Source organism: Cupriavidus sp. BIC8F (assembly GCF_032465815.1).
GTDB lineage: Bacteria > Pseudomonadota > Gammaproteobacteria > Burkholderiales > Burkholderiaceae > Cupriavidus > Cupriavidus necator.
In genome coordinates this window covers 74701-94715 of record NZ_CP136095.1, presented here as the reverse complement: position 1 = coordinate 94715, position 20015 = coordinate 74701, and the positions used below count along the sequence as shown (strand labels likewise).

At 68.6% G+C, this 20015-nt stretch carries 19 protein-coding genes; 15 read left to right on the top strand and 4 right to left on the bottom strand.

The window, feature by feature from the left end:
- Positions 1 to 87 precede the first annotated feature (87 nt).
- On the bottom strand, positions 88 to 804 hold the full coding sequence (locus tag RS901_RS20630) for a phospholipase D family protein (protein ID WP_018310032.1): 717 nt from the start codon (positions 802 to 804) through the stop codon (positions 88 to 90).
- A 234-nt stretch (positions 805 to 1038) separates the two neighbouring features.
- On the opposite strand from RS901_RS20630, the gene RS901_RS20625 reads away from it, so the two are divergent.
- Positions 1039 to 1245 (top strand): dodecin, encoded by a 207-nt coding sequence (locus RS901_RS20625; protein WP_013951876.1) that lies wholly within the window; start codon positions 1039 to 1041, stop codon positions 1243 to 1245.
- A 177-nt stretch (positions 1246 to 1422) separates the two neighbouring features.
- Here RS901_RS20625 and RS901_RS20620 read toward each other — a convergent pair whose 3' ends face one another.
- Positions 1423 to 3090, bottom strand: a complete 1668-nt coding sequence (locus tag RS901_RS20620; RefSeq protein WP_316155289.1) for a ShlB/FhaC/HecB family hemolysin secretion/activation protein — start codon at positions 3088 to 3090, stop codon at positions 1423 to 1425.
- A 183-nt stretch (positions 3091 to 3273) separates the two neighbouring features.
- Positions 3274 to 4701 carry a collagen-like triple helix repeat-containing protein gene (locus RS901_RS20615; protein WP_316155287.1) on the bottom strand — a complete coding sequence of 476 codons (1428 nt, stop codon included), beginning with the start codon at positions 4699 to 4701 and terminating at the stop codon, positions 3274 to 3276.
- Between the two features lie 731 nt (positions 4702 to 5432).
- Here RS901_RS20615 and RS901_RS20610 point away from each other — a divergent pair.
- The 14 genes from RS901_RS20610 to RS901_RS20545 all read left to right on the top strand — a co-directional run bounded on the left by RS901_RS20610 (position 5433) and on the right by RS901_RS20545 (position 19623).
- On the top strand, positions 5433 to 6620 hold the full coding sequence (locus RS901_RS20610; protein ID WP_316155285.1) for a collagen-like triple helix repeat-containing protein: 1188 nt from the start codon (positions 5433 to 5435) through the stop codon (positions 6618 to 6620).
- A gap of 370 nt (positions 6621 to 6990) precedes the next feature.
- Positions 6991 to 7173: a Flp family type IVb pilin gene (locus tag RS901_RS20605; RefSeq protein ID WP_316155283.1), complete on the top strand. Its 183-nt coding sequence runs from the start codon at positions 6991 to 6993 to the stop codon at positions 7171 to 7173.
- A gap of 24 nt (positions 7174 to 7197) precedes the next feature.
- Entirely contained in the window at positions 7198 to 7725 is a 528-nt protein-coding gene (locus RS901_RS20600) for an A24 family peptidase (RefSeq protein WP_316155281.1), read from the top strand.
- 72 nt (positions 7726 to 7797) lie between these two features.
- Positions 7798 to 8274, top strand: a complete 477-nt coding sequence (locus RS901_RS20595) for a TadE/TadG family type IV pilus assembly protein (RefSeq protein ID WP_316155279.1) — start codon at positions 7798 to 7800, stop codon at positions 8272 to 8274.
- Between the two features lie 50 nt (positions 8275 to 8324).
- Positions 8325 to 9278, top strand: coding sequence for a Flp pilus assembly protein CpaB (gene cpaB / locus RS901_RS20590; RefSeq protein WP_316155276.1), 954 nt, complete (start codon positions 8325 to 8327; stop codon positions 9276 to 9278).
- Positions 9279 to 9297: 19 nt separating this feature from the next.
- Positions 9298 to 10725, top strand: coding sequence for a type II and III secretion system protein family protein (locus RS901_RS20585; protein ID WP_316155274.1), 1428 nt, complete (start codon positions 9298 to 9300; stop codon positions 10723 to 10725).
- Positions 10726 to 10771: 46 nt separating this feature from the next.
- On the top strand, positions 10772 to 12013 hold the full coding sequence (locus RS901_RS20580; RefSeq protein WP_316155272.1) for a pilus assembly protein: 1242 nt from the start codon (positions 10772 to 10774) through the stop codon (positions 12011 to 12013).
- A gap of 1 nt (position 12014) precedes the next feature.
- On the top strand, positions 12015 to 13331 hold the full coding sequence (locus RS901_RS20575; protein WP_114134943.1) for a CpaF family protein: 1317 nt from the start codon (positions 12015 to 12017) through the stop codon (positions 13329 to 13331).
- Positions 13324 to 14250, top strand: a complete 927-nt coding sequence (locus tag RS901_RS20570) for a type II secretion system F family protein (protein WP_316155270.1) — start codon at positions 13324 to 13326, stop codon at positions 14248 to 14250. The genes RS901_RS20575 and RS901_RS20570 overlap by 8 nt, the downstream gene beginning before the upstream one ends.
- 31 nt (positions 14251 to 14281) lie before the next feature.
- Positions 14282 to 15325 carry a type II secretion system F family protein gene (locus RS901_RS20565; protein WP_316155268.1) on the top strand — a complete coding sequence of 348 codons (1044 nt, stop codon included), beginning with the start codon at positions 14282 to 14284 and terminating at the stop codon, positions 15323 to 15325.
- Complete coding sequence (locus tag RS901_RS20560; RefSeq protein ID WP_316155266.1) at positions 15325 to 16188, top strand: tetratricopeptide repeat protein; 864 nt, start codon at positions 15325 to 15327, stop codon at positions 16186 to 16188. The genes RS901_RS20565 and RS901_RS20560 overlap by 1 nt, the downstream gene beginning before the upstream one ends.
- Entirely contained in the window at positions 16185 to 16535 is a 351-nt protein-coding gene (locus tag RS901_RS20555) for a DUF3613 domain-containing protein (protein WP_316155263.1), read from the top strand. The genes RS901_RS20560 and RS901_RS20555 overlap by 4 nt, the downstream gene beginning before the upstream one ends.
- The gene (locus RS901_RS20550) at positions 16532 to 18220 is read left to right on the top strand and encodes a TadG family pilus assembly protein (protein ID WP_316155262.1); all 1689 of its coding nucleotides are present in this window, start codon (positions 16532 to 16534) and stop codon (positions 18218 to 18220) included. Before RS901_RS20555 ends, RS901_RS20550 begins: the two co-directional genes overlap by 4 nt.
- 38 nt (positions 18221 to 18258) lie before the next feature.
- Entirely contained in the window at positions 18259 to 19623 is a 1365-nt protein-coding gene (locus RS901_RS20545) for a sigma-54 dependent transcriptional regulator (protein ID WP_316155260.1), read from the top strand.
- A 15-nt stretch (positions 19624 to 19638) separates the two neighbouring features.
- Here the strand turns inward: RS901_RS20545 and RS901_RS20540 are convergent, their stop codons facing one another.
- A complete protein-coding gene (locus RS901_RS20540) occupies positions 19639 to 19995 on the bottom strand; it encodes a NirD/YgiW/YdeI family stress tolerance protein (protein WP_316155258.1) in 357 nt (118 codons plus the stop codon).
- Positions 19996 to 20015: the final 20 nt, after the last annotated feature.

Sequence of the window (20015 nt, the reverse complement as noted above, 5' to 3'; positions counted from 1 at the left end):
TCTCCGGAAGGGGGCTGAACAGGAAAGCTGCAAGTTTGCCACTGCGCGCCGCTTCGTGCAGGGCAGGGCGCCCCGACGCTGCCGTCGTCAGTACGCGCGCGACTGCCGGTAGCGCTTGTTCCAGTTGTCGGTGTAGGCCCTGACCACCGCGGCGTCGCCGCGGATCAGCATGCCGTTCTCGGCGTTGCGCTCCTGCGCCGACTTGGTGAAGTTGAACGATCCGGTGAAGACCGCCTGGTCGTCGAACACCATCACCTTGTTGTGCGCGATCGCAGGTTTGTTGTCGATCACCACCGGCACGCCGGCGTGCTTGAGGTAGGTGGCGCTGGTATAGCGTTCGGACTGCTGGCTCTTGTCCAGGATCACGCGCACGTCCACGCCGCGCCGGTGCGCCTGCGCCACGGCCTCGGCAATCGGTGCGCTGGTGAACGAATAGGCCTGGATCAGCAGGCGATGGCGCGTGCTGCGGATGGCATTGACCAGCAGCGCCTGGCAACTCGCGCCATCGGGCACGAAGCACAGCGTGTAGCCGCTGCCATCGGCAAAGGGCCTGGCCGGCACCGGCTTCGCGTCCGGCGGCTGCGCCGGCTGGGCCGGCTTGCCGGCGCGCGTGGGAAAGTGGTTGGCGACGGCCTCGTTGAAGGTCTCGCTGATGCTGTTGGCGATGGTGTCGGTCACCTGGTCGAAGGTGGAAGCCGAGCGGGCGTGCGCCAGCAGCGCGAAGGGACTGAACGAGGTGAAGGCCGACACGGCGGCGGCCAGGCCCAGGCCCAGCACGGCCCGGCGAATGAATCTGTAAGTCACGGCGGATCTTTGCGTCGGTGAATGACAGCATGCGCGCGCCGCGCGCCGCATGCTGTCGGGGCGGGTCCGCAGCGTAGCAGCCGCATACGCCACTGGCAAAGCGTGATTGTGTAACAGGATCTGCGGCCGGCTATGCGGTGCAGCATCGGTGTGCCGCCGCTGCCCTTGGGACTATCCGCACCCGCGCCTATGATGGATGGAACCCCCGCGGGGCCGCCCGCCAAGGAGAGGGATATGAGCAACCATACCTACAAGCTGGTCGAGATCGTCGGATCTTCACCCGATGGCTGCGACCAGGCCATCCAGAGCGCCATTGAAAAGGCCGGTGAAACCATCAAGAACATCGACTGGTTCGAAGTGGTGGAAACGCGCGGCCACATCACGAACGGCAAGATCGCGCACTACCAGGTCACGCTGAAAGTCGGTTTCCGCGTGACCTGAGTGCGGCGCCGCGCTTGCGCGGCGGTATCGCGCGACGGCACAGGCTGCGCTGCCTGTGCGGGTTGGTGCGCGTGCTCGCTCCAGACGCAGCCTTCAGGATAAAAAAAACGGCCGACGCGAGACTGCCGTCGGCCGGGTACAGGGAAACCTGGTGTCGTCAGCCCAAACGCGACCAGCTCAATCGAACTGGTACGAATAGGTCATGTTGATCCGCGGCGACCGATGGCTCGCATTGGTCGGCCTGTCACCCACCGGTTGCGCCACCGAAAGGTCCAGTGTGTAGTAGCGGCGGTCCGAGAAGCGCGCGCCGATGGCCACCGATGACAGGCTGCGGTGCGACAGCGACACGCTGTTGGAGAACACGCGCGCCACGTCGGTCGACACATAGGGCTGGATCGTGCGCAGGTAGGTCATGTCGGGCAGGAACAGGCGGCTGATTTCCGCCGAGGCCCCCCAGCCCTTGTCGCCCGCCACTTCGCCGGCGGGATAGCCCAGCCCGAAGAAGCGTCCGCCGAAGCTGATCTGCTCGCCCGAGGCCAGGCGGTCGCCGCTGTACTGGCCCGCCGCGGCCACGGTGAGGCCGAAGCCCGCCGGCAGGTCTTTCGACTGCGACAGCAGCAGCCGCGTGCGAAAGAAGCTCAGGTCGTTGGTATTGTTCTGACGGCTCGCACCCAGCGCATCGAAGCCCTTGTACAGGCCGAGTGTGGCGTTGCGGCTCACGCCTTCGCCGCGCTGCGCGTAGGTCAGCTCCGCGGTGCCCACGCGCACGTTGGTGCCCAGCGTCACGCGCGTGCCGGTGGCGGTGTGGGTGTAGCGCTCGAACTGGTCGGCGCCGTAGAAGCCGCCGGTCAGCGTGAGCGAGTGCGCGTTGGACAGCAGCAGCGGATAGCTGAGCGAGCCGCCGATGCGCTTGGTGTCGTTGACGTAGCGCGGGTTGAACCCGATCGCCTCCAGCGTGGCGTTCTGCGGCACGCCGCGGTAGTGCGAGGCGTTGAGCCGCGCGATCATGCCCTCGGTGCCGAGCGGCTGCGCGTAGCTGGCGGCGTAGTACTCCTCGTTGTCGCGGCCCTTGGGGAATAGTGCCGAAACCGAGATCTGCTCGCCCAGCGGCGTCAGGCTGTTGGTGGTGGCGGTGGCAATGGCGCGCAGGCCCGGCGACATGTATTCGATGCCGGTTCCGAAGGTGAACGGCTTGCGCTTGACGTCCAGCACAATCTCGCAGGCGCCGTCGGTGGTGGTCGGCGGCTGCACCGTGGCTGCCACCTGCAGCCCGGGCTGCAGGGCCAGTGCATTGACGTAGTGTTCGAAACGGTCCTGGCGCAGCGGGCGGTCCTGCTGCAGCTTCTCGGCAATGGCGCGCAGCCGGCCCTCTGCCGGGCCCGCCTTGCCGGTGACCGTCACCTTGGCCACATAGCCTTCGACCACGGTGATCAGCACATCGCCGTTGGCAAAATCCTGCGCCGGCACGAAGGCAAACGAGAGCGGATAGCCGCGGTCCTTGTACATCTGCGTCACCGTGTTGGCCGCTTCCAGCAGCCGCGCCACCGTGATCTCGCGGTTGGCCAGCGGCTTGAACTGCGCGGCCACTTCCTCGAACGGCAGCGTCTTCGCGCCCTCGATGCGAAAGCGCCGCGGTGTCAGGCGTGTATTGAGCAGGTCCTGCATGGCCGCCTGCGGCCGTTCGACCTGCACGGTCACGCTGCTGTCCGGCCGGGCCGGAGCGATCTTCGGGAGTGTCTGGGTTGGGTCGCCCTGGACCGGGCTGCGCGGATCGGCCTGGACCAGGCCGTGATGGAACGCGCCGACGCCGACCAGCAGCGCGGCAACGCGATGACGTGCACGCATGGTAATACCCCTGTAAGGAAATACTGCGGCTATTGACGTCGCGTGCCACTGGCGCGGGGATTGCCGCTACCCCCGGGCGCCTGCTGTCCGATGCTGCCGGCTCAGCGCGTGGCCGCTACGTTGAATCTGGTGTGCTCCGCTGCCGGCGATCAGGCGATCGCCAGGGCAGCGGCTGAGACTGGATTACTTCTGGCCGAGCGCGCCGGTCAGGCCGCCCAGCAGGCCGCCCACCAGGCCGCCGATCGGGCCGGTGGCGCCGGTGGTCGAACCCTTGCTGGTGGTGCTGCCCGCGGTGGAGGTGGCACCGCCGGTCACGGCGGCGACAACATTGGTGACGGGAGCCAGCGGGCTGGTGGTGCCAGTGCCCGCCGTGGCGCCGGTGACGCCGCCCACCACGCCATTCACCACGCCGCTGACCGCGGTGGTGACCGGTGCCAGCGGCGAACCGGTGCTGCTGCCGGTGGCACTGCCAAGGCCGCCGGTGATGCCGCTGACCAGGCTGGTGACAGGCGCCAGCGGCGAACCCGTGCCACCAGCGCCTGCACCGCCAGTCAGCCCCCCGGCCAGCGCAGTCACCGGTGCCAGTACCGGGCTCAGCGCGCCCAGGCCGCCGCCGCTGGCGGGCCCGTTCACCGCGCCACCCAGCGATGCCACGGTCGTGCCGGTGGCGTTTACCACGCCGCCGACGCCCGAGACCACCGGCGTGTTGGTCTGTTGCAGCTTGGTGCCGGCCGTGGCCAGCGCACCGCCCACGGTCGCCAGCAGGCCGCCGGTCGGAGCGCCCAGGCCCGTGGCCGCGCCCAGCGTCTGGGTGGCGCCGGTCAGCTGCGAGGTGATCGGCACGATCAGCTTGCTGGTGGTAGTGGTCACTTGCTCGACCGCGCCGGTCGACAGCACCGTGGTCAGCGTGCCGCCGGCGTTGCTCACCGTGTCGCCCAGCTTGTCCACCACCGTGCCCAGCGGCGAAGTCAGCGGCGCCAGCGGCGCGAGCTGGCCGGTGCCCAGGCCGCTGACAGCGGTGCCGGCGCTGGACACTGCCTTGCCGAGTTCGGTGACCACATTGCCGGTGCTGGCGACCGTGGTGCCAACCGGGTTGGTCGAATTGGGGATGCTGCCCAGGCCCGCCTGCAGGCCCGTGGCCAGCGCGCCCACGGCATCGCCGGTGGAGGCCACCACGCCGCCCAGTCCGCTTTGCGTCTGCGTCGGCACCAGCGGCAGGTTGGCGCTGCCGAGCTGGTTGCCGAGGTCGGTGACGGCGCTGCCCGTATTGCCCAGCACCGTGCCGCCATTGTTGATGACCGTGGCGGTCGGGGTCAGTGCGGTGGGCGTTTCGCCGCCGCCAGTGTTGCCGCCGTTGCCACCCGTTCCACCGGTGCCGCCGGTACCACCCGTGCCGCCGCCCGTGCCACCGGTACCGCCGCTGGCCACGTCGGTGCTGCCGCCGGAGCCACCCATGCCGCCAGTGCCATCGCTGCCCGTAGTCTTGGTGCCGCCATTGGTGCCCGCCGTGTTGCTGGTGCCCATGGAGGTCGATCCGCTGCCGCTGGCGCAGCCACCCAGGGCCAGCAAGGTTGCGAGGAGTGCCGTTACGGCGAGTTGTTGTTTGCGCATGTTCTATTCCCTCATTCCCGTCGTTTAAATCGCTCGGCCGCGCAACGCGTTCGTTTTCTGCGTGCGGCGGTGACGGATATGGCGCAATCGGTATGCCAGCGCCGCGACGCGTCCCGGAAGGGACCCTGCGGAAGTCTGGTGTGCTGCCCGCAAAGCCTTGCCGGGCAAGGCTTCCAGGGGAGCGGCGGGAGCCGCTTGCGGCGCTGCCGGGGACGGGGTGTCAGGGCGGCCGCGCGTTACGCGTTACGTAACGTGTGTCGTCTGCGGGGGAACAAAACAGCCGGAACGGCGGGCTTGCGGCGATGGCGACCCACCCAGGAAAGCGCGCCGTGCCGCGCGCTGCCACCGCCCTCCCGCCACGGTCATCCGCGCCGCCGTGTTCCCGTGTTCCCGGAACACGTTACGTAGCACGTAACACGTCCGGCCCGCGCCGCAACGGCGTTTGGGCCCGGCCCGTGGCTACCCCGGACTCCCGGCAATCCGCGCCAGGCAAGGCTTGCAGCGCCGCGGCCGGTTCCGTGCCGGCACCGCTGGCGTCGCTGGCACGCGCCTTGCCATTCATTGTCCAGACGCGCCGACGATCACGCGTTCCACTGTCTCGCCGTGCCGGTTCGGAGCGGTCCACCGGAGGAACAAAGCGGGACACCGGGGAGGCTCGTCGGCAATCCCATGCGGCGTACATAAGACAAGACGGCCGGCAACACCGTGGCCAACAAGACAGGAGAAGGACAATGAAAATCAAGCAACCGTCGCAGCATGGCATGACCTCACTGGCCGCGGCAGGCGTGGCCGCCCTTGCCTTGCTGATGGCAGGCTGTTCGTCGAGCGGTGGCGGCAGCGGCGCCAATCCGCGGCCCAACAGCAACATCGACACACCGGTCACGCCGGGACCGTCCGCATCGGGCGAGACCACGCCCACCGCCAAGGTGACCGAAGGCACGGGCAATACCGTGGTGGCCACGGGCAATGCCATCAGCGAGATCGGCAAGAGCATCCAGGAAGCGCCGCTGCCGTTGCTGCCTACCAAGGCGCGCGAAGGCGCCGGCGACGTGGTGATCAATGCCGGCAGGGCCGTTGGCTCGCTCGGTGCCGGCGTGCGCGACGGGCTGGGCCAGATGGGTTCGGTCGACAACCCGGTTGGCGTGACGGTGGCCAGCACCAGCAATGTGGTCCATGACGTGGGCGAGGCGTTGATCAGCGGCGGCGACTTGGTGAGTGGCCTGGGCACCGAGAAGCTGGCACCGCTGGCACCGGTGACCACCCCGGTGGGTGGCCTGGTCAGGCACGTGGGCATCGCGGTGCACGATAGCAGCGGCAAGCTGCACAGCGTGTTGTCTGAAGGGCCGGTCGCGCAGGTCACGAATTCAGTCAGCAAGGTCATCGTGCCGCTGACCAGCAAGGCCACCGACGGCACGCAGACCCTGGGCGCGGTCACGCGCCTGGGCGATCCGGCCAACGGCCTGCTCTACAAGGTCGGCAATACGGCGGCTGCCGGCGGCAGCATGATCAGCAACACCCACGCACCGGTGGTCTCGCCGCTGGGCGGCGTGGTGACTGAGGCCGGCAAGACGGTCGCGGCCGCCAGCGGGCTCCTCAACGGCAATGGTCAGGGCGGCGGCAACCCGCTTGGTGGCCTGCTGAGCAACCTGCCGCTGGCAGGCGCGGGCGGCGGGTACGGCGGCGATGGCGGCCATGGCGGCAACCCGCTCGGCGGCGTGCTGAACAACCTGCCGCTGGCCAAGGTCGCTGGCGGCGGTGAGGGCGGCTCCGCGGGCGGCGCGCTCAGTCCCGTGACCGCGCTGCTGGCGCCGGTGACCGGGCTGGTTGGCGGGCTGAAGCAGGGCGCTCACGACAGCCAGGGTGGCAGCGGCGACGTCAAGACGCTGCAACTGCCGCTGGTGGGTGGCCTGCTGCGCTGAAATGTCTCATACCGGCTAGGTGTTTTCACGGTGCGCTGTCGCTCATCACCCCGTCGCGGCGCATCCTTTTATTTTGCCTGGCAGTGCGGCTGCAATGACCGCAATGCCAGGCTGCAGGCCGGTTCCCGGCCGGCCTGCCTGCTCTTTAACAACCTGTGACCCAGGCATGCCTGGTCGTTTCAAACGCGCGTCTTAACCCCTTTGGGTCATTGCCATCACCCGTAGGAGGGGTATGGTTGAGACATTCCTTATCTTAAAAAGAAAGTGCAGCAAGCGTGAAATGTCGATAAAAGAGCGGGCCACAGAGCACCGTGATAATCGAACGGGGGAAGCGTGATCGCGGCTTTTTAGATCACTCGGGAGTGACAACATGAAACGACTCATTGCACGCTTTATTAAAGACGAGCGCGGGGCGACGGCTATTGAATATGGGCTGATCGCGGGACTCATCGCTCTCGCCATCGCCGTTTCGGCTGGCGCCCTTGGTACAAATCTGAAGGATGGCTTTCAGAACCTTGCCGACAAGGTGGGTATTTGGCTGCCAAAGCCCTAGGCTTGGCTACTTACTGAAGCCGTTTTGATTGCCGCGCTCCTCTGCGCGGCGACCCTCTACACAGACCTCGCTTACCGGCGCGTTCCCAACGCCTTGCTGGCGGCCGCTGTGCTGGCCCTCGGGCTGGCACTGCTCGCCGGACAGGCCGCGGAACTGCCGCTGGCCACGCGCCTGATCGGCGCCGGGCTCGGAATTGCCGTCACGCTCCCGGCGTACGCCTTCGGGCGCATGGCGGCAGGGGACGTCAAGTTCCTGGCGGTGGCGGGGCTGTTCACCGGCCCGCAAGGACTGATGGTGGCATGGGTCGTCGGCAGCCTGCTCGGGCTGGTGCACGCGCTGCTGGCGCTGGCACTGGACAGCAGCGTACTGGCCGCGCTTCGGCAGCGGGCCGCGGCACGCCTGCGCGTGGCAGCCGGCACGCCGGCTACGGAGCAAGCCTTGCATCACCAGGACAGACCCATTCCAACGGCGCAGTTTTCTCGGGCGCGCGGCATTCCATATGCCGCGTACCTGGCCGCGGGCGTGCTGGTCTGGATGGCCGCGGGCCAATAGCCGGACAGGCTGTAGGCAAGCAGGCTGCGTCGCCGGTCGGCGCGAAAGAACACCAAAGGACCGGGGTTTCAGATGTTGCTGCACGCAAGGGTCAACAGGGGGATCAACCGGCGCCGCCACGGCGCCGGCAGCGCTGCGATCGAGTTTGCGATCGTGGCGCCGGTGCTGCTCGCCATCGTGATCGGCATCGTTTACTACGGCGTGATGCTGGCGCTGCAGCAGGTGCTGACGCTGGCCGCCGAAGAAGGCGCGCGCGCTGCGCTGCGCTATCCAGCGGGCGTTTCCGGCTCAGGCCTCGCGGCCACGCAGGGCGCGCGCGTCGATGCCGCGGCGGCGATGGCGCGGGGCACGCTTCCCACCTCCATCAGGAATCTGCTGCCCCCCGGCAACATTGCGCAGGCGGTGCCCTGCGCGTCCGGCTCCACCGATGTCTGCGTGCAGGTCACGCTGAACCTTCCCACCACCAACATACTCCCCGCCGTGCCGATGGTCCCGGTCCCCGCGATGCTGTCGGGCTCGGCCATGGTCCAGCTTTCTCCTGATATCTGAGCCGCCATGCCGCAACGCCCCCACGCCATGCTCATCCCAAGGAATCCCGCATGACCAGCAAGCAGATCCGACTCCTGGCGGGAGTGCTGCTCGGCCTGGCCCTGCTGCTTGCGCTGCTGGCGTGGCAGGTGGGCCGCCAGCCAGCCCAGGCGCCTGCTGCATCGACGTCTGCCAAACCGCTGCACGCAGTGGTGGTGACCACGCAAGCGGTGGAAGCGGGCAAGCCGCTTGCCGCCGAAGCGCTCAAGGTCGAGATGCTTCCGATCGATCCCGCCGGCGCTTACAGCGAGGTGGCGCGCGTGGCGGGGCAGGTGCCGCTGGTGGCATTGGGCGCCAACGTGCCGGTGCTCGAGAGCCAGCTGCTGTCCGGCCTGGCAGCGCAGGTGCCGGAAGGCCAGCGCGCGGTGGCGGTGTCCGTCGATGAAGTCATCGGCGTCGGCAACCAGGTGCAGCCGGGCGACTATGTCGATGTCTTCCTGGTGCTGCGCCGCGACCAGCAGGAGATCCCCGAAAGCCAGGCGCGCATGCTGCTGTCGCGCATGCGCGTGCTGGCCTACGGCGTCGCCTCGGTCAACCGGCCGCAGAACGCCAAGCCGGAACAGATGATGGCGCGCCAGGAAGGCGCCAAGACCGCGGTGCTGTCGGTGCCGCTGGAGCAGGTCAGCCGGCTGGCGATGGCGCAGCAGTCCGGGCGCCTGCTGCTGGCGCTGCGCAATCCGCAGGATGAAGCCATGCCCAGTGACGGCATGTTTGCCGAGCCTCCGCCCGCGCTGGCCGCGCGTGCCGGCGTTCCCGCCGACGCGCCGCGCGCCCCCTCCGACAAGGCCATGGCCGGCGTGATGCTGTCCGGCCTGGCCGCCCCCGCCGGTGCCTCTGCCCCCCGCGCGCCGGTGGCAGCGCCGGCGCCGCGGCCGTTGCAGGTGGCCGCGCCGCCCGCGCCAGCCCAGGCAAGACAAAGCGCAGGCGTGGAAGTGATCCGCGCGGGCAAGCGCGAGATCGAATAAGAACGTGGGCGCCGACCTTATGCAAATCCAGAACAACCAGGCCCGGAAGCACCAGGCCCATTCGGCGGCCGTGCGCCGCAGGCTGATGCAGCTCGCGCTGGCCGCGATGCTGGCCACTACCGCGTGGTGCACGCTGGCGCCGCGCGCACAGGCGCAGGAAGCCATGAACGCGCGCCAGTTGCGCCTTTTGGCCGGCGCGCAGAAGGAGATCCGCAGCGCGCAGCCGGTGGAGCGCGTGGCGGTGGGCAACCCGGCGGTGGCCGACGCGCTGGTGCTGCGCACACGCGGTGCCCCCAGCGTGCTGCTGGTGGCCAAGCAACCCGGTGTGACCGACGTGATGGTGTGGACGCGCGGCGGCGCCGAGCCGCTGACTTACAACGTGCAGGTCGATGCCATCGCGCCCGATGCCGATGGCGCGAAGCTCGGCTATTCCGCGGCCGGTACCACCATCACCGGGCAGTCGCCCGATGCCTATGCCGCGGCGCGCGCGCAGGCCGTTGCGCGCGCGGCCACCAACGGCAAGAGCGATGGCAAGCCCGGCCTGGTGGTGGACCGCTCGACCGTGCCGCTCTCCGGCACCGTGCAGGTCGACGTCAAGGTGGTGGAGATCAGCAAGACCGTGCTCAAGGAAGTCGGCATCAACTTCTTCCGCAATAACTCCGGCTTTGCCTTCGGCACGTTCTCGCCATCGACGCTGAACAAGTTCACCTTTACGCCCGGCAGCGGCGGCGCGCCGGGCAGTTTCAGTGCCGACATCGCGTCGCCGATGAGCAATGCCTTCAATCTGGTGGCCGCGTCGCTGACGCACGGCATCTTCGCCAATATCAGCCTGCTGGAGGCCAACGGCCTGGTGCGCGTGCTGGCCGAGCCCAGCCTGGTGGCGCTGTCCGGCCAGAGCGCCAGCTTCCTGGCCGGCGGCGAGATCCCGATCCCGGTGCCGCAGGCGCTGGGCACGACCACGATCCAGTTCAAGCCGTTCGGTATCGGGCTGACGGTGTCACCCACGGTGCTGTCGGCCGACCGCATCGCGCTGAAGGTGGCACCGGAGGCGAGCGACCTCGACCCCTCGCGCGGCATCTCGATCAATGGCGCGGTGGTGCCCGCCATCGTCACGCGGCGCGCCGACACCACGGTGGAACTGGGTGACGGCGAGAGCTTCGTGATCGGCGGGCTGGTCAGCCGCAACACCGTCAGCAACGTCAACAAGGTGCCGCTGCTGGGCGACCTGCCAGTGATTGGCGCCTTCTTCAAGAACCTGAATTTCCACCAGGAAGACCGTGAGCTGATGATCGTGGTCACGCCGCGCCTGGTGAAGCCGCTGGCCAAGGGCGCGCCGGCGGCGCAAGCCGTTGGTGCCGACGGCCGCACCAGCGGCAGCCCCAATGTATGGGGCTGGTATGTGCTGGGCGAATTCGCGGACCCGACTTTGCCGGGTTTCTCAAAATAGCCGCCGGCCGTGCCGGCAGGCATGGCCAACGGCTTGAGGCAGAGAGATGGACTATTTTCTGTTGCATGCAACGCAGGGCGAAGTGAAGGACTGGCTGGGCAAGGTCCTGGGCGGGCTGGGCACGCTGGTGGCTGAAGGCGGCGCCCAGGAAGCCTTTCTCGAGCGCGCGGCCCAGCTGCGGCCGGGGCTGGTGTTCCTGCATTTCTCGACGGAACTGGCCGGCGTGTCGGCGCGGCTGGGCGAGCAGCTGCTGCGGCTCTTCCCAGGCCTGCCGCTGGTCGCGGTGGGCCACGCCGACGAGCCCGGCATCATGCTGGCGGCGCTGCGCGTGGGCGTGAAGGACTTTATCGACCTGCGCGACGCGCCGGCCGATGCCGAGGCCGTGGTCAAGCGCCTGGCCGTGCCGGGCGAGCAGGTGCGCCCGGCCGAGTCGGCGCGCCAGGGCAAGATCGTGGCGCTGCTGGGCGCACGCCCCGGCGTGGGCGTGACCAGCCTGGCCGTGAACCTGGCCGCGGCGGCACGCCGCCACCTGCCGCTGAACGAAAAGACCGACGCGCGCGCCGAAGTGCTGCTGCTGGACCTGGGCCTGCCGGCGCGCGACGGCGCGCTGTACCTGAACCTGAGCCCGGGCTTCCACTTTGTCGAGGCGGTGCGCAACCTGCGCCGCTTCGACCAGGTCTTCGTGCAGACCGCGCTTACGCGCCACGGCAACGGCGTGTGCGTGCTGCCCCTGCCCGCAGCGCTGGGCGAGCTGCGCGACATCTCCTACTCCGAAGCCATCAGCCTGCTGGAGCGGCTGCGCGCGTTCTTCGACATGCAGATCATCGACCTGGGCGGCTTCGGCAATGCCGAATTCACCGCGCAGATCGTCAAGGCCGCCGACAGCGTGGTGCTGGTGGCCGACCAGAGCGTGGGCGCGATCGTCTCGGCCGCGGAGCTGGTGCATGAACTGCGCGCGCGCGAGGTGGAGCGCGACGACCTGCACCTGCTGGTGTCGCGCTTCGATGCGCGCCTGGGCGTGGATGCCGCGCAGATCGCGCAGCGCGTGGGCGTGCAGTCGGTGGGCACGCTGCCCGACAGCCGCGCGCCGCTGGTGCTGGCCATGAACCGCGGCGCGGTGCTGGCCGACGACGATCCGCACGACCCCTATGTGCGCGCGCTGGCCGACCTGCTGGCGCGGCTGGGCTACCGCGCGGCGCAGGCCAGGGAGACCAGCCTGCTGGCGCGGATGAAGGACAAACTGCCTGAGGCGCTGCGCGCGGTGCGCGTGGCACGCACTGGAAGCTGACATGACGCAAGCGATTGAATTCTCCGACAATACCCCCGCACCGTTCCCGGTCTCGCAGGAATTCCAGAACATCAAGGAGGCGGCACACGAGCACCTGCTGACCCGCATCGAAGAGCTTGGCGCAGAGTTCGGCCGCTGGTCGCGCACCGCGATCCAGCGCTTTGTCGACCTGGAGCTAGAGAGCTTTACCCGGTTGCGCCGCATCCCCATCAACGAGGCCGAGCTGCGCCAGATTGCCGAGGCGCTGACCAAGGAGCTGGCCGGCTTCGGGCCGATCGAAGACCTGCTCAACGACCCCGCGGTGGAAGACATCCTGGTCAACGGCCACCTTGACGTCTACGTGTCGCGCCACGGCGTGCTGGAGCGCATCCCGGTGCGCTTTACCGACAGCGGCCACCTGCTGCGCATCGTGCGCCGCATCCTGGCCCCGATCGGCAGGCGGCTGGATGAGTCCAACCCGATGGTCGATGCGCGCCTGCCCGACGGCGGCCGCATCAACGTGGTGATCCCGCCCCTGGCGCTGGAGGGCCCGGTGGTGTCGATCCGCAAGTTCCGCAAGGACCCGATGACGCCTGCTGACCTGCAGGCGCTGGGCACCATGAGCCCCGAGATCTGCGACCTGCTGCAGGCCGCGGTGCAGGCGCGCTGCAATATCCTGGTGAGCGGCGGCACCAGTTCGGGCAAGACTTCGCTGCTCAACGCGCTGGCCACCTTCGTGCCGACCACCGAGCGCGTCATCACCATCGAGGACACCGCCGAGCTGGCACTGAACCACCCGCACGTGGTGCGGCTGGAAAGCCGTCCCGGCGGCTTCGAGGGCACCGGCGTGGTGTCGATCCGCGACCTGCTGCGCAACAGCCTGCGCATGCGCCCGGACCGCATCATCGTGGGTGAAGTGCGCGGCGGCGAGGTGCTGGAAATGCTCCAGGCGATGAGCACCGGCCACGACGGCTCGATGGGTACCATCCACGCCAGCAGCCCGCGCGAATGCCTGTATCGGCTGGAGATGCTGGCCGGTTTTGCCGGCTTCCAGGGCAGCGAGGCGAGCCTGCGCCGGCAGATCGCCAACGCCATCGACTTCATCGTGCAGATCGCGCGGCTTTCCAACGGCAAGCGCCGCATCGTCTCGATCACCGAAATCACCGGGCTGGGCGACAACATCATCTCCACCCAGGAGCTGTACCGCCACGAGCCCTTCATGAACCCGGACGGCACCGAGACCGACCGCTGGCTCTCGCTCGGCCTGCTGCCGCACTCGCCCAAGCTGGCGCGCATGCGCGGACCGGGCTTCATGCTGGACGACCGCTTCGATGTCTAGCGCCACGCTGCTGCTTGCCGCCATGGCCCTGGTCATCACCGGCCTGGGCCTGCTGCTGCTGGCCAGCGCGCAGGCGCGTGCGCGCCGCGAGCAGCAACAGGCCTTCCTGCAGGCGCAGACCGAGCAGGTGCGCCTGCGCTATGCGCAGGCGCCGGATCCGGCGCTGCAAGCGCCCGCGCGCGACCTGCGCCGCCGCTGGGACGACTTCCTGCGGCGTGCCGACCTGGTGCCGACGCGCCGCACCGCCATCGTCTGGATCACTCCGATGGTGCTGTGCACGCTGGCCGGCGCAGTGGCAGGGCAATGGCTGGGCGCGGTGTCGGCCCTCATCGTGGCGCTGGCAGTGGCAGCGTTCGCGGCATGGAACCGCGCGCGCCGCCTGCACAAGAAGCTGCTGTCGCAACTGCCCGGGTTCCTGGATGGCGTGGTGAGGTTGATGACGATCGGCAGCAGCGTGCCGGCGGCGTTCCAGAATTCGATCGCCAATACCGAAGCGCCGCTGCGCCAATGCCTGGTGCAGGCCATACACCTGCAGCGCGCCGGCAAGGAGCTGGACCAGGCGGTGCTGCAGGTCGGGCGCGTGTACAAGGTCGAGGAACTGGTGCTGGTGGCTTCCGTGCTGCGCCTGTCGGTGCGCTACGGCGGCCGCGCCGACGTGGTGATGGAGCGCACCGCCGCCTTTATGCGCGACCGCGAACAGGCCCAGCGCGAGCTGATGGCGCTGTCGGCCGAGACCCGGCTGTCGGCGTGGATCCTGGGGCTGCTGCCGCTGGTGGTGGCCGGCGGCCTGTTCATGCTGAACGCGGGCTACATCATGATGATGTGGAAGGACCCCACCGGCAAATCGATGCTGCTGTCGGCCCTGGCGCTGGAAATTGCCGGGGCCTTCATGCTGTACCGGCTGGCCAAGTCGATCTGAGCGGCATGCCAGCACGCAGACAGGAGCCAACATGGACCGCCTGACACTGATTTCGCTCAGCCTGCTGGTCGCAGCCTGCGGCGTGGGCGTACTGACGCTGCCGCTGTTGCGCGACTGGCGCCAGCGCCGGCTGGCGGCGCGCACCATCGACGGCGCGCTGGCCCGGCAGCGCGCGGCAGAAGCTGCCCAGGCCGCGCACGCCGCCCAGGCCGCAGCCCCCGCTGCGCCTGGCGCCCAGGCTGCGCCAAAGGCCGGTGCCGCCGCGCCGCAGGGCAGGGGCGGGGCGGCTAAGGCGATCGGGGCACAACTGGGCGCGCGCGTGGGCGAGCGCATCAACGCCCACTGGCTGGATTCGCGCCTTGGGCGCGCGGTGGTGACCCCGGAAGACCAGCAGTTGCTGGAGCAATGCGGATGGTACGGGCCGCAGTCGCGCATGCTGTTCGGCGTGCTGCGGCTGGGTTTGCCGCTGGCGCTGGCGCTGGCTGCCATGCTCTGGCACGTGGGCGCGGGTGCCTTCGCCATCGTCGCGTGGGGCTTCGGCACGTTTGCGCTGACCTACCTGGCCCCCAAGTGGCACCTGCGCCGCCGTGCCGCGGCCCGCCTGCGCATGGTCGATGACGAGCTGCCGGTGCTGATCGACATGCTGCGCCTGCTGCAGGGCGTGGGCCTGTCGATCGACCAGAGCCTGCAGGTGATCGTGGCCGAGTTCGGCAGCATGCTGCGCGTGCTGGGGCCGGAGCTGGCACGCGCCAACCAGCAGTTTGCCTCGGGCCGCTCGCGCGAACAGACGCTCTTGCGCATCGGCCGTCTGTTCGACAGTGAAGACCTGAAGAGCCTGATCACACTGCTGACACAGGTGGACAAGCACGGCGGCGCGGTGCAGGAGCCGCTGCGCCAGTTCGGCCTGCGCATGCAGGAGGCGCGCAAATCGCGCATGAAGGACGAGATCGGCCGGCTCACGGTCAAGATGACCGCGGTGATGGTGGTCAGCCTGCTGCCGGTGCTGCTGATCCTGACCGCGGGCCCCGGCTTTCTCGGGGTGATCCGCATGCTGGCACATATGGGAGGGAAGTGATGACGCGCTCAGTCAGTCCGGCACTGGGCCGGATCTCGAAAACGGCGGCGTGCCTGCTGCTGGCGGCGTTATCCGGCTGCGCCGCCAATCAGAACGGGGCCGCGGCCATGCATGAGCAGGCCGAGGCCCAGGTGGAACTGGCCAAGCTGCGCGACAAGACCGCGCGCGCCGAATACAGCGAGCAGGCGGTCTACCTGGGCCTGATCCGCAAGATGCAACAGGACGGACTTTACTTCGCCTCGCTGGCGCATATCGAGGTCTACGTGAAGCGCTTCGGCGCCGGCCCGGAGATCCAGGCGATGCGCGCCGATGCGCTGCGCGAGACCGGGCAGGACAAGGCTGCCACCGATGCTTACCAGCAACTTGCAGCGACGTCGCAAGGCGAGCAGGCCGCGCATGCGCACCACGGGCTCGGCCTGCTGGCGGGGCGCCAGGATGACTTTGCGCGTGCCGTCACCGAGCTGCGCCAGGCCGCCGCGCTCGACCCCGTCAATCCGCGCATCTCCGGCGACCTGGGCTACGCGCTGATGCGTGCCGGCGCGCTCCAGGACGCGCGCGTGCCGGTGATGCAGGCGCTCGAACTGGACGCGCGCAATCCGCGTGTGATCAGCAACGCCGTGGTGTGGCTGATGGCCGACGGCAAGCGCGCGCAGGCCAACGCCATGATGCAGAAGGCCGCACTGCCCGAAGCCACGCGCAGCGCCATCCGCAAGGAAGCCGACCGCATCGCCCGCGCCACCGCGGCGCGCGACCGCGCCGCGGCCCGTCCTGCGCCGGCAGTGCGGGCGCCATCGAAACCCGCCATGACCGCACCGGCCACCTCGGTGGCGGCCGTGGCCGCAACCGCAGGGGCTACCCCATGACCGCCATGTTCCGCATTGCCATCCCCGCGCTCTGCCTGCTGATGCTGGCGCCCGCCGCGCAGGCGCAGACCGACCGTGCCACGACCGAGGCAGCTGCCGTCACCGGCATGCCGGCAGGCAGCCCGGCGCAACGCGAGATCGGCGCCGACACGCGCGCCATCCTTGCCATCCAGCGCGAAGGCACGCAGGCCGGCCCCATGCTGCCGATGCGCGGCGAGCAGGCGGCACTGGGCTATGAGCGCTACCTGAACAGCTTCCGCTTCGCGCTGCCGGAGTTCTACACGGGGCAGGCCAACGCCAGCACCGCGCGCGCCGGCTCCGCTGGCCAGATGCTGGGCGGCAAATGAGCGTGCGCCAGCCGCGGCTGCGCCGGGCACCTCGATCCGCGCGCGGCGCCATCAGTGTGATGGCGGCGCTGCTGATCGCCACCGTGGCGATCGCTGCGCTGGTGTCGATCGACGTGGGGCATGTGTTCATGCGCCAGCGGCAGCTGCAGAACATGGTGGACCTGGCGGCGATGTCGGCGGCGCAGCAGCTCAAGCGGGCGGATAGTCCGGCGAATCTCAACGCCGCTGTGCTGGGTACGGTCAGAAATATCGGTGCGAAGAACGGGTATCCGTCGGGCATTGCAATGGGTTGCGGCGATGCCACCGGTGGCGGCGCGGATGCCATGACTGCCTGTCTTGGCGTGTGGGATCCGGCGAGCAGCGGACCCAGGCATTTCAGCGCCGCCTACAATCCGGCCCAGGTGTCGCCCAATGCCGTGCGCGTTCAGGCCACGCAGACTGTGCCGATCCTGTTCGTGATCAATGGGGGTGGCGGCCGGCAGCTGTTTGCGGAATCGATTGCCAGTGGCAGTCCGCCGGTGGCGGCGTTTTCGCTGGGTACTGGGTTGCTGGACGTCTCCACCGCCAACAGCATGCTGAGTGTGTTGCTGGGCAATACGGTGACCTTGTCGTTGGTGGACTGGCAGGGACTGGTCAATACCACCGTGACGCTGGACCAGTTGCGGCTCAAAGCGGGTGTCGGCACGGTGGACCAGCTGTTGAACACTTCACTGAACCTGCGTGATTTCTACGCACTGGTGCTTGGCGCCGCTGGCCGCGACGCGCTGCTGACGACGATGGTGGGCAGCCCGCCAACCGCGCTTGGGGCCAGCGGGGCGGCGGCTACGGTGTCACTGGCCAGGCTGCTTGATCTTGGTGTGATGGCGCCTGCGGCATCGTCGGCGGTGGAGGTGGGCCTGAACGTGGCGCAGTTGCTGCTCGCCTCCGCGCAGGTGGCGCGAGGGGATACGGCAGTTGCCCTGCCGCTGAACATACCCAAGCTCCCGCTTGGCCTGGGAGGCATCAGCGCCAACCTGCGCGTAATCGAGCCGCCGGTGACGGCGGCGGGTCCGGCGCGACAGCTCTCCAGCACCCCGGACAGCTGGCAGACGACCGCAAGCTCGTCCCAGGTAAAACTGACCCTGATGCTCCAGATCACCGCCAATATCCTGAAACCGGTACTGGACGCCAACTTGAACGTGCCGCTCTATCTCGATGTGGCCAATGCCAACTCCGACCTGACCAAGCTGCAATGCGCGGCGAATCCTGGGGACCGCCGTGCCACGATGCACGTCAAGAGCGGTCTCGTCACGGCGTGCCTCACCGACGGCTGCACGGGTAGCGACGTGGTGCTCGGCCAGGCTAAGCTGGGGCTGTTCGACATTGCGGAGGTGATTGCCACGGACGTGCCACGCTATGGCAGCACGGTTGGCCAGGAGGTCACGCTGGCACCGGGCGGGCATGTGCAAGTTGGTACCGCCGATCCGTTCGGCGGGTTGTTCTCGCAAGCGCTGGCCCTGAAGGTGCGGACCAAGCTGCTGGGCATCCTTAGCGTGCCCATTGATCTCGGCCCGCTACTCGCGCCGGTCGGGGCAGCGCTAGACGCACTGATCCCGCCGCTGCTCGCCAGCCTCGGCATCCAGCTAGGCACCGCCGACCTCTGGGTCCACAGCATCGACTGCAACAATGCCGAACTGGTGTACTGAGCCATGATCGCGCCAAACCGCCTGATGGCAGAAATCGAATGAAGACAGACCGCTGGGCCTACGAAAACCTTGAAGTCTACGTGTGGGAAGGCAAGTACGAGATTGCCGACCGCGTCACGCGTTTCCTGGCGCCGCTGGGCGTGGACGTGATCCGCGCCGGCGCGCTCGAAGCCTTGCCCGCCGAGCCGCGCCTGAAGCCCTGCATCGCGGTGATCAGCGTGTCCGTGATCGGCGCGGCGCGCTTCTCGCTGGACTGGGAGGCCGCGCACGGCATGCCGGTGATCTGGGTGGCCGGCCCGGGCCGCGAGGCCGATCCCGGACGCTTTCCGCCGGAGTACGCGCATATCCTTGCCGATGACTTCACCGGCGCCGACCTGCGCAGCCAGATCGGCAAGCTGCTGCCGCAACTGCTGGCCACGGACGCGCCCGGCGAGCGCGAGGCCGACCTGGTGGCCGGTTCGCCGGCGATGCGCCAGCTGCTGCAGCATGTGGAAACCTTTGCCGACTTCGGCAGCAACGTGATGCTGTATGGCGAAACCGGTGCGGGCAAGGAACGCATCGCGCGCCTGTTTCATGAGCGCAACGGCACCTATGGAAAGGGGCCGTTCGTCGCGGTCAACTGCGGCGCGATCCCTGACGGCTTGTTCGAGTCACAGTTCTTCGGCCATGCCAAGGGCGCGTTCACCGGCGCCTCATTCGCGCACCGTGGCTATTTCGAGCAGGCCAACGGCGGCACGCTGTTTCTCGATGAAATCGGTGACCTGCCGCTGTTCCAGCAGGTCAAGCTGCTGCGCGTGCTGGAAGAGAACGTGATCACGCGGCTGGGCTCGACCCTGGCGGTCAAGCTGGATTTCCGGCTGGTGGCGGCAACCAACAAGGACCTGCGCGATGCGGTGCGGCAGGGGCGCTTCCGCGCCGACCTGTTCTTCCGCCTGGCAGTGATCGAGATGCGCATCCCCAGCCTGGAAGAGCGTGGCCCGGCCGACAAGGTGGCGCTGCTGCAGTCGTTCCTGCGCCATATGCTGGGGCAATCCGGCTTCGACGCGCTGCCGCCGATGCCGGACTGGCTCAAGGGCGCGGTCGGCACCGCCTATTTCACCGGCAATGTGCGCGAGCTGCGCAACCTGGCCGAGCGCGTGGGCATCACCGTGCAGCAGACCGGGCATTGGGACGAAGAGCGCATCCGGCCGCTGTTCCGCTCGCTGCATCCGGGTGCGTTCGATGGCGGCGAGCGCAACGACCTGCGTGCCGATACGGAAGAACGCCGCCGCATCCTGGCCGCGCTCGATGCCAATGGCTGGCGGCGGCAGGACACGGCGGCAAGCCTGGGCATCAGCCGCAAGGTGTTATGGGAAAAGATGCGCAAGTACCAGATCGCCGACAGCGAGGCCGAGCCGGTCTGAGCGCGCGCATCCGCCTCACTGCAGGCGGATCTCCTTCACGTCGAAGTGCGATTCGCCAATCAGCCCCTTGTCGTATTCGCCGAGCAGTTCCACCGTGGTCTGCGCATCCACCGGTTTCTGTGCCGGCCAGAGCTTGGCCTTGATCTTCACCTTCATCTGGCCGGTGCCGTCCGAGAACAGGTAGTGCTCGTGGCCGACGTTGCTGACGATCTTGCCGCGCAGCATGGCATGCTGGTCGTCCTTGCCTTCCGCCTGCAGCGCCTTGACGGTCATCGCCGGGATGGCCGACGGGCCGGTGTACTGGGCGCTGGCGCCGGTGGCGGCCAGGCCCAGGGCTAGCGTCAGGGCAGTGGCGGTCAAAATGCGTTTCATGAGCGTTCTCCGTTAGCTTC

Excerpts from the sequence above, each read along its gene's own strand:
- RS901_RS20625 (WP_013951876.1), top strand. The coding sequence starts at position 1,039 with ATGAGCAACCATACCTACAAGCTGGTCGAGATCGTCGGATCTTCACCC.
- RS901_RS20620 (WP_316155289.1), bottom strand. The coding sequence starts at position 3,090 with ATGCGTGCACGTCATCGCGTTGCCGCGCTGCTGGTCGGCGTCGGCGCG.
- RS901_RS20615 (WP_316155287.1), bottom strand. The coding sequence starts at position 4,701 with ATGCGCAAACAACAACTCGCCGTAACGGCACTCCTCGCAACCTTGCTG.
- RS901_RS20610 (WP_316155285.1), top strand. The coding sequence starts at position 5,433 with ATGAAAATCAAGCAACCGTCGCAGCATGGCATGACCTCACTGGCCGCG.
- RS901_RS20605 (WP_316155283.1), top strand. The coding sequence starts at position 6,991 with ATGAAACGACTCATTGCACGCTTTATTAAAGACGAGCGCGGGGCGACG.
- RS901_RS20595 (WP_316155279.1), top strand. The coding sequence starts at position 7,798 with ATGTTGCTGCACGCAAGGGTCAACAGGGGGATCAACCGGCGCCGCCAC.
- cpaB (WP_316155276.1), top strand. The coding sequence starts at position 8,325 with ATGACCAGCAAGCAGATCCGACTCCTGGCGGGAGTGCTGCTCGGCCTG.
- RS901_RS20585 (WP_316155274.1), top strand. The coding sequence starts at position 9,298 with ATGCAAATCCAGAACAACCAGGCCCGGAAGCACCAGGCCCATTCGGCG.
- RS901_RS20580 (WP_316155272.1), top strand. The coding sequence starts at position 10,772 with ATGGACTATTTTCTGTTGCATGCAACGCAGGGCGAAGTGAAGGACTGG.
- RS901_RS20575 (WP_114134943.1), top strand. The coding sequence starts at position 12,015 with ATGACGCAAGCGATTGAATTCTCCGACAATACCCCCGCACCGTTCCCG.
- RS901_RS20570 (WP_316155270.1), top strand. The coding sequence starts at position 13,324 with ATGTCTAGCGCCACGCTGCTGCTTGCCGCCATGGCCCTGGTCATCACC.
- RS901_RS20565 (WP_316155268.1), top strand. The coding sequence starts at position 14,282 with ATGGACCGCCTGACACTGATTTCGCTCAGCCTGCTGGTCGCAGCCTGC.
- RS901_RS20560 (WP_316155266.1), top strand. The coding sequence starts at position 15,325 with ATGACGCGCTCAGTCAGTCCGGCACTGGGCCGGATCTCGAAAACGGCG.
- RS901_RS20555 (WP_316155263.1), top strand. The coding sequence starts at position 16,185 with ATGACCGCCATGTTCCGCATTGCCATCCCCGCGCTCTGCCTGCTGATG.
- RS901_RS20550 (WP_316155262.1), top strand. The coding sequence starts at position 16,532 with ATGAGCGTGCGCCAGCCGCGGCTGCGCCGGGCACCTCGATCCGCGCGC.
- RS901_RS20545 (WP_316155260.1), top strand. The coding sequence starts at position 18,259 with ATGAAGACAGACCGCTGGGCCTACGAAAACCTTGAAGTCTACGTGTGG.
- RS901_RS20540 (WP_316155258.1), bottom strand. The coding sequence starts at position 19,995 with ATGAAACGCATTTTGACCGCCACTGCCCTGACGCTAGCCCTGGGCCTG.